This is a genomic window from Nodosilinea nodulosa PCC 7104 (genome assembly GCF_000309385.1).
Taxonomy (GTDB): Bacteria; Cyanobacteriota; Cyanobacteriia; order Phormidesmidales; family Phormidesmidaceae; genus Nodosilinea; species Nodosilinea nodulosa.
Map to the genome: position 1 here is coordinate 139,421 of NZ_JH976537.1, position 14,671 is coordinate 154,091.

Consider the following 14,671-nt stretch of genomic DNA (forward strand, 5'->3'; position numbering starts at 1 on the left):
ACAGACCTCCTAGGAACTGGGGCCAACGGCGATGGGCTCAGGACTGAGCGCATACATTTGGGTGAGGTACTCGGTCACCATGCGATCGCTGTTGTAATAGGGCGCACAGGTTTTAATTGAGGCCTTCATCATGGCAATCCACTGGCGGGGCAGCCCGGCGCGATCGCGCTGGTAATAAACCGGGGCAATGTGGTGCTCCAGCAGGTCGTAGAGGGAGTCGGCATCCTGGCGGTTTTGGCTGTCGGGGTCCTCCGCCGGGTTGGCTTTGCCGATCACCCAGCCGTTGGCCACCTGGCCAGCGCCCCCAGCCCTGTAGGCCTCGGCCCACCAGCCGTCGAGGGTGGCGCAGTTGAGGCCGCCGTTGAGGGCTACTTTTTGGCCGCTGGTGCCCGAGGCCTCGGGGCGGCGCGGGTGGTTGAGCCACACATCGACCCCGGCCAGCAGCAGCTTGGCCACCGCCATGTCGTAGTTTTCGATAAAGGCGACGCGATCGCGCAGGGCGGGGTGGCGGCACCACTCCATCAGCCGCTGAATGATCCGCTTGCCCTCGTCATCGGCGGGGTTGGCCTTGCCCGCAAACACAATTTGAATGGGCCGTCGGGGGTGGGCCAAAATGCGAATCGCCCGGTGCAGGTCGCTAAACAGCAGCTCGCCCCGCTTGTAGGGGCTAAACCGACGGCCAAAGCCCAGGGTCAGCACCTGGGGATCGAGCAGGTTGTCGACGGCGGCAATTTCATCGGCGGCCTCGCCCCGGCTGTGGCGGGCGGTGCGGACGCGATCGCGGGCGTAGGCCACCAGCCGCTCCTTCAGCAGGCTGTGGCGCTGCCAGAGCTGCTCGTCGGGGATGGCAGCTACTCCGGCCCAGCGATCGGAGTCGGCAAACGGGGTGACGCCGCCCTGGTTTAGATGCTGGCGGTAGAGGTCGGCCATCAGCGGGGCCGTCCAGGTGGCGGCGTGGACACCGTTGGTAATCGCTCCAATCGGCACCTGGGAGACATCGCAGTCGGGGTAGAGGGCCTGCCACATCTCCCGGCAGATTTCGCCGTGGCGATGGCTGACACCGTTGGCCTTACCGCTCAGGCGCAGAGCTAGCACCGTCATGGAGAACAGATCCCAGGGGTCGTCCGGGCGACGGGTGCCCAGGGCCAGAAAGTCTTCCCGCGATAGCCCCAGCTGGGGCCAGTAGCCGCCCAAAAATGACTCGATCAGGTCGGCGGCGAACACATTGCTGGCCGCCGACACCGGGGAGTGGGTGGTGAACACGCTGTGCTGACGCACCTGGGCCGCGATCGCGCCAAAGTCGGCCTCGCTGTAGCGCAGGTCGCGCTGGGCCACCTCCAGCAGCGCAAAGGCCCCGTGGCTGCCGTTGAGGTGGTACACCATCGGCTCGATGTCGAGGGCGTAGAGCATGCGCACACCGCCGATCCCCAGCACCAGGGCCTGGGCCAGGCGGGTTTCGGGGTTGCCGCCGTAGAGCTGGCTGGTAATGCGGCGATCGAGCGGGTCGTTGTCGCTGCGGTCGGTGTCGAGCAGGTACAGCTGCGATCGCCCCACCTGCACCCGCCACACCTGCACCCGCACCGGCCGCCGCCGAATGTCCAGTTTGATCGTCACGGGCTGGCCAAACTCGTCGCGCACCAGCTCCATGGGCAGGTGGTTGACCTCGCAGTGGGTGTAGTGCTCCTCCTGCCAGCCGCTGCGATTGAGGTGCTGGTGAAAGTAGCCCTGGCGGTAGAGCAGCCCCACCCCCACCATGGGCACCCCCAGATCTGAAGCCGATTTGAGGCTATCCCCCGCCAGCACCCCCAGCCCCCCAGCGTAGATGGGCAGCGACTCGTGCAGGCCAAACTCAATACAAAAGTAGGCAACCGGACGGTCAAAATTCAGCGGCGGCCCGCTCCGAGCCTCGGACGGGGCCTCAGCGGCCGTTGCGACCGTCGCGATTGGCCCCTGGCCTACCCGGCGGTAGGCCTCAAACTGACTGGTCAGGTGCCGCAGGCGGTTGAGGTAGTGGGGATCTTCGGCCACCTGCCAGAGGCGTTCGGAGGAGACCGATTCCAGCAGTGCCACAGGGTTGTGGCCGCAGGCCTGCCACTGGGCCGGATCGATGGTGCTAAACAGCGAAACCCGTTCCTCAGTCCAGCTCCACCAGTAGTTGTAGGCCAGGTTGGCCAAGGAAACCAGGGGCGTGGGGAGTTTGGCCTTGAGGCGCGATACAGAAGTCATGGGCACGAAGGAGAACGGCCAGCGGAAAGGGGCGCAACATTCCCCAGCATAGGGGAGAAGGCTGTCTATAAATTAACTAAATAACCTGAGGTCGGGGTTGTCGGGCCAGGTCCGATAAAACGGCACCCCTCTTCCCCCGTTTCTCTCCCAGCAGCGGCGGCTAGCCAGTAGCTCAAACATCAGACGGGGAAAAGGCCCGCCTTGAGCCTGGCGCTGGCAACCGTTAGGCCCGCCAGTGACCCCAGGGCAGAGCGCTGGTCCATCCCTATCCCCAGGGGGATGCTCTGGGGTAGAAAGCGGGTGATATATGATAGGCCGTGGCGAGAGTGGGAATCCCAGGGTGAATCAAGTTTTACGGGTGAATCGAGCGACGGTGTTTGTGCTCAGGCCGGAGCCGCCGTCGCAGCTGGCGGCCAATGAGCAGGTGGCGATCGCGGCGGGCAGCACCTACCCGCTGCAATCCTACGCCTACGCCGACATCAACGGCGGCTTCAACGGCCATATCAAGGTGGCGCTGAGCGATCGCACCATCGGCGGCTTTAACACCTGGTTTGTGCCCAGCAAAGACGCCCAGGTCGAAGCCGATGGCGTGGTCGTCTACCCCTACGAAGACCAGGAGAGCATGTCGGTGCTGTGGATTAACACTGGCACTCTGCTCAAGCGCCGCCCCCTCGACTCGACCCTGCTGCCCGCCAGCGAAACCGTGGCCGTATCCCGCGGCCAAACCTACACTCTGCAATCCTACGCCTTTGCCGATTCCCAGGGTAATTTCAACAACCACATCAAGTTCGCCATCCGCAACTCCCAGGACTTCGTCAACGGCCTCAGCACCTGGTTTGTGTTCACCCCCCACGCCTTTGTCACCCTCGACGACGATGTGGTCTACCCGCGTCCCGACCCCAATGCGTTTATGCTGCGGGTTACGGCCAATACCCTGTTTAAGCGCCGCCCGGTAGACAGCAGCCAGCTGGCCCCCCAGGAGCAGGCCCCGGCCCTGCCAGGTACGGTGCTAACCCTGAGCAGCTACGCCTTTGCCAACGCCCAGGGGTCGTTTAACGGCCACATCCGCTTTGCCCTCAAGTACGTCAAAGACGACATCCAGGGCTTTAACACCTGGTATGTGTACCAGGGCCACGCCCGAGTCGAGCGCGCTGGGGTGGTCGTGTATCCGCCCCCGGCCCCGCCGCCGCCGCCCCAGTACGTGGGCCGTCCGTTCAAACTGCCGGGCAACACCTCCACCTTTTACACCGATCAGCCGATCATCCCCGGCGGCAGCTTTACCTGGGGCGAGGCCACCCGAGATGCCACCCGCATTCCCGAGACCCAGACGATTGTGGACAACATTATTGGCCTGGCGCGGGCGCTGCAGCCGGTGCGCGATCGCCTCAATCGCCCCTTTCAGATCAATTCCTGGTATCGCCCACCCGCGATCAATGCCGCCGTGGGCGGGGCTTCCCAGAGCCAGCACCTGGTCGGCAAAGCCGCCGACATTCAGGTGCAGGGCATGAGCGGCCGCCAGGTGGCCAACGCCGTAATGCTCACCTGGCCGGGGGGCGTGGGCATCTACAGCAACATTCCCAACATTATTCACCTCGACACCGGCCCCCGGCGCACCTGGGGCTTTTAGGCGGGGTTCTGGGACTTTTTTCGGCGGCTATACCGACTGCTCTGCAGCGAATTCTGTTTCCTGGTTATCATGAAGAACGCTCTTGTTCAATTTCGCTGACTTTTTTGAATTATCATGGCCCAGCCCAAACATACCCAGGCCCATCTGTCGCGCACGGTGCCCAAGGATCAGTCTGAGTTTTTCAAAAAGCGCACCCGCGACTCCATGGAGTACTACATGGGGGCCAAGCTGCTGGAGGTGGGCGTAAACCCTAAAAACACCGTCTACCGCTGGACCTCAGAGATTAAGGGCAGCCAGGAAGTGATTACCGTCAGCGCCTACTGGGGCGAGTCGCGCCAAAAGCTTGAGGCCGAGGAGTAGAGTGTCCCGGCGATCGCGCTCACCTATCCTGCCGGTTCATAGCAGCCGACGGGTAGGTTAGGACGTTTCCCAGAGCCAGCGTTCGAGCGTTTGAGCGTTCTCAACCTCTCTCATTGTCCTGACTAGCGTGACGAAGGCTATACCTCAGGCGATCAGGCCTGCTGTAGCCGCGCCATAAAGAAGCCATCCATGGCGCTGCGGTGGGGCCAGACTTTGATCCAGCCCTGGGGAGCTATCTCTAGCCCAGCGCCAAAGCTGGGGCCAGGCGGCACAATTCGCCAGCTAGGGTGGGCCTGGCAAAAAGCTTCGATCACCGCTTCGTTTTCGGCGGGGTGCAGGGTGCAGGTGGCGTAGACCAGAGTGCCGCCGGGTTTGACACAGCGGGCGGCTTCGGCCAGCAGGGCGCTTTGCAGCTTAGATAAATCGGCGATCGCGGCCTCACTCTGCCGCCAGCGGGCATCGGCGTGACGGTGCAGGGTGCCCAGGCCCGAGCAAGGGGCATCCACCAAAACGCGGTCGGCGCTTTGGTAAAACTGGCCCAGCTCGGTGCTGTCGCCCGCGTGGGTGTGCAGGTTGGAGAGGCCCAGCCGTTGAGCATTGGCGGCGATTTTTTTCAGACGGGAGGGGGCGCGATCGCAGGCCCAAACCCTGCCGTCACTCCCTACTATCTCAGCGATCTGAGTTGCCTTGCCCCCCGGCGCGGCGCAAGTGTCCAGCACCGTATCCCCCGGCTGCGGGTCGAGCAGCAGCCCCACCAATTGGGCGCTGGCATCCTGCACGCTCCACCAGCCTTCGCTGTAGCCCGGCAGGTTGGTCAGCGCCCCCTGGTGGTTGACTAAGCGCAGCCCAAAAGGAATTCCGGCCAGGTGCTCTACGGCAATCCCCGCCGCTGTAAAGGCAGTCTGCACGGTGTCTGCCGTGGCGCGATCGCGGTTGACCCGCAGGTCAATGGTGGGCACCTGGTTAAACCACTGGCAGATCTGTTCGGTTTCCTCAGGGCCAAGCTGGTCGAGCCACAGGGCGATCAGCCAGTCGGGGTAGCTGTGGCGGATGCCCAGCTGAGCCACAGGGTCCTCGGGTAGTGCTAGGGGATCTTTGCCGTCCGCCGCCTGGCGATCGTACTGGCGCAGCAGGCCGTTTACCACCCCAGCAAGCTTGCCTAACCCGTTAGCTTTGGCCAGCTCAACGCTGGTATTCACCGCCGCCGAGGCCGGCACGCCCGCCAGGTAGCGCAGTTGATACAGCCCCAGGTGCAGCAAAAGGCGCAGCACCGGGGGCTGTTTGTCAGCGGGGCGAGTGCCCAGCTGGTCGATCAATGCATCCAGGGTGCGCTGGCGGCGAACGGTGCCGTAGACCAGCTCGGTGGCGAAGGCGCGTTCCGCCGAGCGCTCCCCAGCAGAATCGCCCTCGCCAGGCTGAACCTGAGCGAGAGTGCGGTGCAGGGCCACGTCGGCGTAGGCCCCGGCCTGCACCTGTAGCAGCACGTTCAGCGCCAGCTGCCTTGCCCCAGAAAACGCCTTACGGGACGCAGCCGATCGACGGGGGGTGGGGTTAGTCAAACTACGATTTAGCGCGACGCTTGCCGATCTGCGGATCGCGCTTGGCGGTCTGCTGATCGTTCTTGCGGCGACGGCGATCGCGCCAGTCGGCGGCGGTGAGGTACACCACACCGCCGGTTACAACAACCATCAGCACCAGGGCCACGGTGGCCAAAATGCTAAAGGCTTGGGTTTGTAAGGTCGCTTCCATAGTCGCTTTTATCAGTTTACGGGCCGCTGCAGGTTGGTCACGGCAAGGGCGCTGGGTTAAAACCCGTTGCGGCCCCAGATCACCATTGACAGCGAGAAAGTAAACACCACCAGCAGCGCCACCCAGCCAAAAGACAAAATATCCATAGGTGCTTTCTAAAGCTCAATACAACACAGCTATTTTTATCATAATGCCACGGGGTTTCTGCCGTTTACGGAGCGGATTGGTTTTCTCGGATGGAGATTGGGGGAGGGTTACATAACTGGGATGCACCCGCGAACTAGAGCTGCATGAGGCAGCAGAGTTTGTAGACGGCTCTGGCGCCCACGTTGCCATCCCATTCGCCGTTGCCCACCTCCGACAGGTCAAAGCCGATGATCTGGCGTCCGCTGCGGATGACCTGGCGCAGCAGGCAAAAGACTTCTTCGAGTTCTAGCCCGCCGGGGACGGGGGTGCCGGTGTGGGGGCACAGCTTGGGGTCGAGGCCGTCGGCGTCGAAGCTGACGTAGACTTTCGCTGGGAGATCTGCCACGATCGCTTCGCACTGCTGCATCCAGGGAATGCCCCGGTAGGTGTTTTCCTTCACCACTGCGTCGTAGTGGGTGACAATGCGCCCTTCGGAATGCTGGATCAGCGCCACTTCGTCGTGGCAGAGGTCGCGGATGCCGACCTGCACCAGCTTAGACATCTGGGGCAGCCCCAGCAGGTTGTACATAATCGACGCGTGGGAGTAGCGAAAGCCCTGGTAGGCGTGGCGCAGGTCGGCGTGGGCGTCGATGTGCAGGACGCCGAAGTCGGGGTGGCGCTCGGCCAAGGCTTGCAGGTAGCCCAGGGGCACGCTGTGGTCGCCGCCGATGACGCCCACCCGCTTGCCCTGATCTAGAGCGGTGCTGGCCTGGGCGTAGAGCCAGCCGGTCATTTGTTCGCAGGCGTGGTTGACGTTGTCCAGATCGGTTTGGAGGAGGGGCTGGCTGGCGATCGCAATGCCCTCTTCCGTCGCCTGAATCACCCGGTTGGCGGCCTCGCGCACCTGCTGATTTAGCTCTAGCAAATGCTCCGGAATGGTTGGCATAAAGATGCCCTGACGCCAGCCTTCGGGGTTGTCGCGATCGTAGAGATCGAGCTGGGGCGAGGCTTCCAGCACCCGGCTGGGTCCCTGGGCGGTGCCGGTGTGGTACGACACCGTGACTTCCCAGGGCACGCCGAAGACGATGATGCCCGCCGTGTCGTAGTCGCAGGGCAGCCCGTAAAGGTTGCCGTTGTCGAGGCCCACGCCGCTGGGGTCGAAGGTCTTCAAGGTGGGGTGAACGGTGGTCATGGGATGCGATCGCTAAGGTGCTGGTGGAACATGCAGAATGAGTACTTTAATTAATGGCGGAATCTCAGACTTGGCAACATGCCAAACAATATCGAGATTGATATCGTCATAGCCGTGAACTAGCCGGTTCCGCATGCCGTTAATTTCTGCCCAAGAAATAGTTGACAGCCGATCGCGGGTGGTTGATGACACTCGTCTGGCGGCTTCAGCAACCACTAACAATCTACGAATTACCGCATCTTGCAGCTGCACATCCTCAATAAATACCTCTTTTGAGCATTGAGCTGTATAGGCCACAATCAGCTCTGCTGATTGCAGCATGTCAAGCAGATATTGAAGATCGCGCTGCATAAATTATCTGGGCAGAGGAAAGAATTTCATGTTTTCTCAGATAGTTGCGGCTGGCTTCAATTCCTCTGCGCGTTATCAGGTCGACATCTCGGCTAAAGATGTGCGCTAGTTCAGTTTCCATCTGATCGAGAGTGCGGAAGGTTGGGTGGGTATCTGGATGAAACAGCACCATGATATCTATATCGCTGTCCGGGCCGAAATCATCGCGCAGCACAGAGCCGAATAGGGCAAGCTCAGTGACCTGCCAGCGATCGCAAAATTCAGCAATGGCGTCTGTCGGTAGTGCGATTGCTGGCAAAGGCATGTTGGCCACGTTCCGGAGCTATAGAGGGCGCGATCATTGAGAAAGTCAAAGCCCTGACGCTATCTCCTCCAGTTTATTCCAGAAGCAGGTCGTGGTTCTAGGCAGAGTTACCCAGATCACGTCAGCATGGTCTGCACAAAGGTGGGCAGGGCAAAGGCCGCCTGGTGCATGCCGACGTTGTAGTACTGGAGGCTGTGCTCCGCCGCGAAGGCTTCTGACTTCGCCGCATCCATCCCCTGGAGCGGGTGGGCTGCCCCCTTGGTGGCGTAGTTAAAGCTCCACATGCCCGTCGGGTAGGTGGGAATAAACGCCAGGTAGCAGAACACATTCTCGTCGCCAAAAATACCCTTGAGGCAGTGGTGAATATCCACAAAGGCCCGCTGGTTAAACCGGGGCGACTCGCTCTGGGCGGCGATCGCCCCCCCTGGCTTCAGGCAGCGATGCACCTGCTGATAAAACGCCGTGCTAAACAAACCCTCCGATGGCCCCACCGGGTCGGAGGAGTCGATCACAATCAGGTCGTAGCTGGCGTCGGGGGCGTTGGCGACAAAGGCGATGCCGTCTTCGATGCGCAGGTCGAGCTTGGGGTCGTCCAGCGCCCCCGACAGCGACGGCAAAAATTCCTTCGAGGCCCGCACCACGGCTTCATCGATTTCGACCATGGTGACCCGCTCCACCTGGGGATGGCGCAAAATTTCGCGCACGCTGCCGCCGTCGCCGCCACCAATCACCAGCACGTCTTTAAAACTGGGATTCAGCAGCATCGGCACGTGGATGATCATCTCGTGGTAGGCATTTTCATCCTTTTCGCTGCACATCACCATGTTGTCGATGGTGAGCATTTTGCCGTAGGCAAAGGTGTCGAAAATCTCCACGGTTTGGTAGGGCGATTTTTCCCGAAAGACGCGATCGCCCTTGTGGCGAATCGACAGGGCGATGTCGTCGTTTTTGTCGGTAAACCAGACGCTGCGGCTCTGTTTAGGGGTCACCAGCTTGTTGGTAATCTCGTCGCGCAGCTCGCCCATGTCCACATCAATGCGCTCCAGCAGCTCCAGCTGCCCCCGGTTCATCTCCAGGGCCGAGCCGTAGTCGGCTTTAAACGCCGCCTTCAGCTTGTCGAACGAAATCCAGGGGTTGACGGTATCGCCGCAGGTGAACAGGTCCACCGCCGCGTAGCGGTACTCGGGCCAGGTGTGAATGGCCAGGTGGCTCTCTTGAATCACCACTACTCCGGAGACGCCAAAGGGCGAAAAGTGGTGAAACACCGAGCTAATCACCGTCGCTCCGGCATCGGCGGCAGCCCCCACCATGCTGCTCTCAATCAGCGGCACGTCGTTGAGAATGTCTGACGAACAGCCGAAAAACTCAACTAGAATATGTCGTCCAAGCGAATTCATGCGCCGATACTCCCCTTAAAAGTGGCTGCAAGCGAAAAAAAGAACCCAGGCCAGGCCCAGAGCAGCGAACAACTCCTGTGCCGCCGTTTTAGATTCTATTTGCCAGAGACAAAATCGATAAAATGCTTTGGCATGTTGTAATAAGACACCGCCGGACAGCGGGGCAGTACCTCTGCCCCACGGCACAGGCTCAACTATCTGGGAATTAGACCGACGGAAAGCCTTTTGGGCAAACTCGCAGTAGTCTCTGCCCCAGGCTAACTTACTGGCCCTGAGCTGATTGACCGACAAAAGTTCTGATGTAGGTTGGTGTTGAGCGAAGCGTTCGCGTAGCGCCTCTAGACGAGAAAACCCAACACTAGCAACGGTTTTGTTGGGTTTCGCTGGCGCTTCACCCAACCTACGGCAGCACAAGGGCTTCAAGGGTTTTGTCAGTCAACCAGAGTCCAGAGTCAAGGGCGAAAACTGCTCTAGGCCCATAATTCCTATGGAACCGCATAGCTCCAGCTCCCCCGATCAGGAGCAGGCCCGGCTACGGGCGCTGCACCGCTATCAGATTTAAATACCCCGCGCGATCGCGTCACCGCCATTGTGGCCTAGGAATTGGCCTGCAACTCGTCCAGGGCCGCCAGCACCTCCTGGCTGTGAATTACCGGCTGCACCCCCAAAAAACGGGCCTGCATCGTGCCATCGGGGCCAATGATGTAGGTGTGCCGCAGCGACATCGCCCCCAGCCACGAGCCGTAGGCCTTACTCACCTCGCCCTTCGGGTCAGACAGCAGCGGAAACTCCAGCCCCTCGGCATCGCAAAACTCCGCGTGGGACTCCACGCTGTCGGCGCTGATGCCGACAATCTGAGCCTTGCGGGCTTTGTACTCGGCGATATCGCGCTCAAATCGCTGGGCCTCTATGGTGCAGCCCGAGGTGAAATCGCGGGGATAGAAATACACCACCACCCACTGATTGCGAAAGTCCGCCAGGGAAATTTCCCCGTCGCCAGCGTTGGTCGGCAGGGTAAAGTCTGGGGCCATCTCTCCCAGGGGAATTTGCGGCCCTCCCATGGCCAGAGCCGGTAGGGGAGAGACAGCCCAGCTCAGGCAGGCCAGGCAAAGCCCCAAAGCAGTTTGCAGCAGTTGACGGCGGTTCATGGAACGTTCCTCCTCAGGGCGGATCTCGGCAGGGGAATTCTGAAAGCTCTTTACTAAAGTTTACAATAAAGCAGTAACCCCATTCCCGCCCCGGAGCCTGTCCTATGTCCCCCATGGCCAATCTACAAACCGTCTCCCTCGGTCCTGGAGGTTTGACTGTACCGGCCCTTGGCGTAGGCACCTGGGCCTGGGGCGATTCGCTCTTTTGGGACTATGGCAAAGCCTACAGCGACAGCGATCTTCAGGCCGCCTTCAACGCCTCTCTGGACGCAGGCCTGAGACTATTCGACACCGCCGAAATCTACGGCTTTGGTCAGTCAGAGCGTCTGCTGGGGAGCTTCATGCAGCAGCGATTCCAGTCGGCAGACCAGCAGGCCATCCTGGCGACCAAGTACTTTCCGTTGCCCTGGCGATTTTCTAAACAGTCGGTGGCCGATGCCTTAACCGCCAGCCTCGATCGCCTTCAGGTGGCCTCGGTGGCGCTGTACCAGGTGCACTGGCCACTCGATTTTCTGCTCAACCAAACGGATCTCATGCAGGCGCTGGCCGCTGAGGTAAAGCGGGGCCGCATTGGTGCGGTGGGGGTGAGCAACTACTCGGCCCAGCAGATGCGCCAGGCCCACAGCTATTTGGCGGAACAGGGGGTGCCTCTGGCCGTAAACCAGGTGCAGTACTCGCTGCTCTACCGCAACATCGAAACCAGCGGCGTGATGGCAACGGCCCGAGAACTGGGCGTAACGATTCTGGCCTACAGCCCCCTGGCCCAGGGTTTGTTAACAGGGAAATACACCCCCGAAACCCGGCTCAAACCTGGGGGTGCCCGCTGGCTCAACCCGCGCTTTAGCCAGGAGGGGTTGACCAAACTCATGCCCGTAATTCGAGCGCTGCGAGAAATTGGCGAAAATAGGGAACGCACCCCTGCCCAGGTGGCCCTCAACTGGCTGGTGTGCCAGGGCAACGTGCTGCCCATTCCCGGCGCTAAAAATGCTCACCAAGCCTCACAAAATGCCGGAGCCCTGGGCTGGGAGCTAACCCCAGAAGAGCGCGATCGCCTCGGTCAACTCACCCAAAACTATGGCTAAAAACCAAAACATATTCCGTTGGGAGGATGTTCAAACTAAAAGATTTGTTATCTTGTCAATCTATTCCTGATGCGTTTGAATGCGATAGTTTTAGACAGGAATTCTGCCAAAAAATAAAAATAATTGACACTCTAGATAAATTCACACGGGTCAAAACAATTAGTCACATAACGCAAAGATTTTGTTGACACTCTAAGTTTTTCGCTTCTACAATTTAGATGTTGAACAAGTCAGCCTAATCCAGGTGAAACGTTGTGCTGCGACTGTGTTGAAGCACAATGCATTCCTTGAGCGGGGGAACCAGTAAAGGGGCGTATTTTCGAGTTCGCCATACCCATCGGAGGGTAATCGGAAAGGGGTATCTCTCAGCCCTAGCCCGTCAGCTAACCTCGTCGGCACTGAGGGGAGACTGAACCATCAGCCTTTGCCAATGCGTTGATTGTTCAGTGTCCTAAGTCGTGTTATCACGGCTTGTTCGCTGTACACAAACTAGACTCTAGGAGGGTCTTATGCGGTTAAAATCGCGCCCCACTGCCCAATCAAGGCGGTCAGTTTCAGTTGCCGATACTCCATCGTTCAGCGAGTGTATTGCGCTCAAACCCATGATTACGCGCCTTGAGGCAGCCCTCGGCCGTAGCGATTTGGTCCAGCGGATGGTGCTGCTGCCCAGACCCATAAAACCCGATTTGGAAACCCATCCAGATACAAAAACGATTGGTTTTGTGGTTGGGTTTAGCGGTTCAGCCCATAGTCAGGCGGCTTTAGATTTAGCCCTGTGCATGGCCCATCAAACCCGTTTGGCCAAGCCAAACCCGGTGCTGGTGCATGTGGTGTACGTGGTTGATAAAACCCGGCCTAAAACGATCGCCAACGCCGATCGCATTCTGTGGCAGGCTCGCTGTTTGGCCAGCGAATGGAGGGGGGCCTTAGACGCCCATCTGCGGGTTGGCCAGGTGGCAACTGAGCTGAGCCAGGTGGCCCGAGAGATGAAAGCAGAAATTATGCTGCTGGGCTGCCACAGCCGGAAGCACCTCCTGGTGCAGCAGCTAGCCCGCCAAACCCCCTGCTCAGTCCTGGGCCTGCCGGGCTAGCTCTAACGCCAATTTGGGATCAGCCTCACGCCAGACATGTAGCGTGGGTCAAACGTAGTGCGACCCACGGAAGTTAGCAGAATTTGGCTTAAAAGCCCATGGGCCGAGGGACGAAACCCACGCTATAGCAGTCTCTATGGTGAGCATTCTGCTGAATTGCCTGATCCTGAATTCGGGCCAGATTTAGGTGGTTAGTTAGCCGTTAATAGAGCAAGCTGTGGGCGTGACTTACAGCGCCAGGGGGTTGCCTCGGTTTGTAAATGTCACCGCCTCAATCTTCCAGTCGGGTTGATGAATGAGCGTCTCGCGCAGGCTGCCCAGCAGCGCCTTTTGCTCGCACAGCGACAGCGATTGCAGCACCCGGCGCGAGTTGCGGGCCACCCGCAGGTCAATGGTGACGGTTTTGGTGGCGGGGTCAAAGCTGGTGCGGTAGCCCGAGAGAATGAGGTCTGGAATTGCCTGCTCTGCCATAATCCAGGCGACGGTGGTCTCCATGCTCTGAGGACGGGGCACCTGAACTGGCTCGCTCTGATACCCTTCGCAGCGATCGTCGACGGTGTAGAGGTCGACGGCAACCGGGTCGGCGGGCACCACCAGCCGCCTGGCCCTGGCCTGGATCAGGCGAGTGGCGTTTACCAGCGCGTCAGCAGGGCTAGGGACTGACTCTAGGGTTTGAACGGTGGATGGGTCGTCGGGGGCGATCGCAGGCTCGGTCGAGGTCACCGGGGTTGGTGCCAGGGTCGCCGTTCCGCCCTTTTCCCCAGCGCAGCCTCCCAGAAGACCTCCCAGGGCTAGGAAAAATGCCCCGGCAATCAGCCCCGACCTTATTTCTGAGGCCCCAGGCCGGGTATGGTGAGGACGGTATTGCACTGGGCTTGAACAACGGACCATGGTAAGCGCTCCCTGGAATCGACGACATGTGCTGTCGCTGGCCGATTTTACGGCGGCAGAGTTTGAAACGGTGATGGAAACGGCGGTGAGCTTCTGGCAGGTGCTGTCGCGCCGCACCCGTAAGGTGCCCGCCCTACAGGGGTTGGTGGTGACCAACATGTTCTTTGAGCCCTCGACCCGCACCCGCAGCAGCTTTGAGCTGGCCGCCAAGCGGCTGTCGGCGGACGTGCTCAACTTTGCCCCCGGCACCTCGTCGCTGACTAAGGGTGAGACCATTCTAGACACCGCCAAGACCTACCTGGCCATGGGCACGAACCTGATGGTGATTCGCCACCAGGAGGCGGGGGTGCCGGGGGCGATCGCCGCCGAAATGGACCGCCTGCACACTGGGGTCGGCGTGCTGAACGGGGGCGATGGCCTCCACGCCCACCCCTCCCAGGCCCTGCTCGATCTATTCACGCTGGGTCTGACCCTAAATCCGGATCAACCGACGGCGGCGCTGCTGGCAGGCAAGAAAATTGCCCTGGTGGGCGATATTTTGCACTCCCGCGTCGCCCGCTCAAACCTGTGGTGCCTGACCGCCTGCGGGGCTGAGGTGCATCTGGCCGCTCCGCCCACCCTGCTGCCGCCCGGCTTTGCCGACGCCTTTGTCGCCCAGTCGCCCATCGATATTCCCCGCGCCATCGTCCAGCACAGCACCCTGGCCCCGGCCCTGGAGGGCGCTGACTTTGTCATGACCCTGCGCCTGCAAAAGGAGCGCATGGCCCAGCACCTGCTGCCCAGCCTGCGGGAGTACCACCAGGGGTTTGGGGTAACGCGCGATCGCCTGCGTACCTGCCAGCCCACCGTCAAAGTGCTGCACCCCGGCCCGGTGAATCGCGGTGTTGAAATCAGCTCCGACCTGATGGATGACCCCGCCCTGAGCTTGATCAGCGACCAGGTTACTAGCGGCGTTGCTGTGCGTATGGCTTTGCTGTATTTGATGGGAGTGGGGGATAAGGGGGTGTAGGGGCGTGGGAGCGTGGGAGCGTGGGAGCGTGGGGGCGTGGGAGCGTGGGAGTGTGGGAGCGTGGGAGCGTGGGGGCGTGGGAGCGTGGGGGCGTTAGCGTCACCCTACTACCCCGTCA

15 protein-coding genes and 1 riboswitch are annotated in these 14,671 nt (G+C 60.6%); of the genes, 5 read left to right on the forward strand and 10 right to left on the reverse strand.

Features of this window, described 5'->3' with window-relative positions; genetic code table 11:
- Positions 1-9 precede the first annotated feature (9 nt).
- Positions 10-2,226: an alpha-glucan family phosphorylase gene (gene glgP, locus LEPTO7104_RS0100575; protein ID WP_017296592.1), complete on the reverse strand. Its 2,217-nt coding sequence runs from the start codon at positions 2,224-2,226 to the stop codon at positions 10-12.
- A gap of 340 nt (positions 2,227-2,566) precedes the next feature.
- On the opposite strand from glgP, the gene LEPTO7104_RS0100580 reads away from it, so the two are divergent.
- Together LEPTO7104_RS0100580 and LEPTO7104_RS0100585 are read left to right on the forward strand one after the other, a co-directional pair.
- Positions 2,567-3,853 (forward strand): YcbK family protein, encoded by a 1,287-nt coding sequence (locus LEPTO7104_RS0100580; RefSeq protein WP_225886902.1) that lies wholly within the window; start codon positions 2,567-2,569, stop codon positions 3,851-3,853.
- 114 nt (positions 3,854-3,967) lie between these two features.
- Positions 3,968-4,213 (forward strand): hypothetical protein, encoded by a 246-nt coding sequence (locus LEPTO7104_RS0100585; RefSeq protein WP_017296594.1) that lies wholly within the window; start codon positions 3,968-3,970, stop codon positions 4,211-4,213.
- A 152-nt stretch (positions 4,214-4,365) separates the two neighbouring features.
- Here LEPTO7104_RS0100585 and LEPTO7104_RS0100590 read toward each other — a convergent pair whose 3' ends face one another.
- The 8 genes from LEPTO7104_RS0100590 to LEPTO7104_RS0100620 form a co-directional block, all read right to left on the reverse strand.
- Positions 4,366-5,772, reverse strand: coding sequence for a 16S rRNA (cytosine(967)-C(5))-methyltransferase (locus LEPTO7104_RS0100590; protein WP_051158461.1), 1,407 nt, complete (start codon positions 5,770-5,772; stop codon positions 4,366-4,368).
- A 1-nt stretch (position 5,773) separates the two neighbouring features.
- Complete coding sequence (locus tag LEPTO7104_RS0100595; RefSeq protein WP_017296596.1) at positions 5,774-5,962, reverse strand: hypothetical protein; 189 nt, start codon at positions 5,960-5,962, stop codon at positions 5,774-5,776.
- 56 nt (positions 5,963-6,018) lie between these two features.
- The gene (gene petN / locus LEPTO7104_RS32140) at positions 6,019-6,108 is read right to left on the reverse strand and encodes a cytochrome b6-f complex subunit PetN (RefSeq protein ID WP_017296597.1); all 90 of its coding nucleotides are present in this window, start codon (positions 6,106-6,108) and stop codon (positions 6,019-6,021) included.
- A 134-nt stretch (positions 6,109-6,242) separates the two neighbouring features.
- The gene (locus LEPTO7104_RS0100605) at positions 6,243-7,280 is read right to left on the reverse strand and encodes an agmatinase family protein (RefSeq protein WP_017296598.1); all 1,038 of its coding nucleotides are present in this window, start codon (positions 7,278-7,280) and stop codon (positions 6,243-6,245) included.
- 12 nt (positions 7,281-7,292) lie between these two features.
- Complete coding sequence (locus LEPTO7104_RS0100610; RefSeq protein WP_017296599.1) at positions 7,293-7,631, reverse strand: HepT-like ribonuclease domain-containing protein; 339 nt, start codon at positions 7,629-7,631, stop codon at positions 7,293-7,295.
- A complete protein-coding gene (locus LEPTO7104_RS37745) occupies positions 7,603-7,935 on the reverse strand; it encodes a nucleotidyltransferase family protein (RefSeq protein ID WP_071527348.1) in 333 nt (110 codons plus the stop codon). The genes LEPTO7104_RS0100610 and LEPTO7104_RS37745 overlap by 29 nt, the downstream gene beginning before the upstream one ends.
- 116 nt (positions 7,936-8,051) lie before the next feature.
- A complete protein-coding gene (gene speE, locus LEPTO7104_RS0100615; RefSeq protein ID WP_017296600.1) occupies positions 8,052-9,332 on the reverse strand; it encodes a polyamine aminopropyltransferase in 1,281 nt (426 codons plus the stop codon).
- A 596-nt stretch (positions 9,333-9,928) separates the two neighbouring features.
- On the reverse strand, positions 9,929-10,480 hold the full coding sequence (locus tag LEPTO7104_RS0100620; RefSeq protein ID WP_017296601.1) for a peroxiredoxin: 552 nt from the start codon (positions 10,478-10,480) through the stop codon (positions 9,929-9,931).
- Positions 10,481-10,584: 104 nt separating this feature from the next.
- Here LEPTO7104_RS0100620 and LEPTO7104_RS0100625 point away from each other — a divergent pair, with 104 nt between their 5' ends.
- Positions 10,585-11,562, forward strand: a complete 978-nt coding sequence (locus tag LEPTO7104_RS0100625) for an aldo/keto reductase (RefSeq protein WP_071527152.1) — start codon at positions 10,585-10,587, stop codon at positions 11,560-11,562.
- Positions 11,563-11,818: 256 nt separating this feature from the next.
- Positions 11,819-11,975: riboswitch (cyclic di-AMP (ydaO/yuaA leader) on the forward strand.
- 189 nt (positions 11,976-12,164) lie between these two features.
- The gene (locus LEPTO7104_RS0100630; RefSeq protein ID WP_017296603.1) at positions 12,165-12,653 is read left to right on the forward strand and encodes a universal stress protein; all 489 of its coding nucleotides are present in this window, start codon (positions 12,165-12,167) and stop codon (positions 12,651-12,653) included.
- Positions 12,654-12,881: 228 nt separating this feature from the next.
- On the opposite strand, the gene LEPTO7104_RS32145 is transcribed toward LEPTO7104_RS0100630, so the two are convergent.
- Positions 12,882-13,376: a hypothetical protein gene (locus LEPTO7104_RS32145; protein ID WP_017296604.1), complete on the reverse strand. Its 495-nt coding sequence runs from the start codon at positions 13,374-13,376 to the stop codon at positions 12,882-12,884.
- 166 nt (positions 13,377-13,542) lie between these two features.
- Between LEPTO7104_RS32145 and LEPTO7104_RS0100640 the strand changes: the two genes are divergently transcribed.
- The gene (locus LEPTO7104_RS0100640) at positions 13,543-14,553 is read left to right on the forward strand and encodes an aspartate carbamoyltransferase catalytic subunit (RefSeq protein WP_026072246.1); all 1,011 of its coding nucleotides are present in this window, start codon (positions 13,543-13,545) and stop codon (positions 14,551-14,553) included.
- The last annotated feature ends 118 nt before the right edge of the window (positions 14,554-14,671 follow it).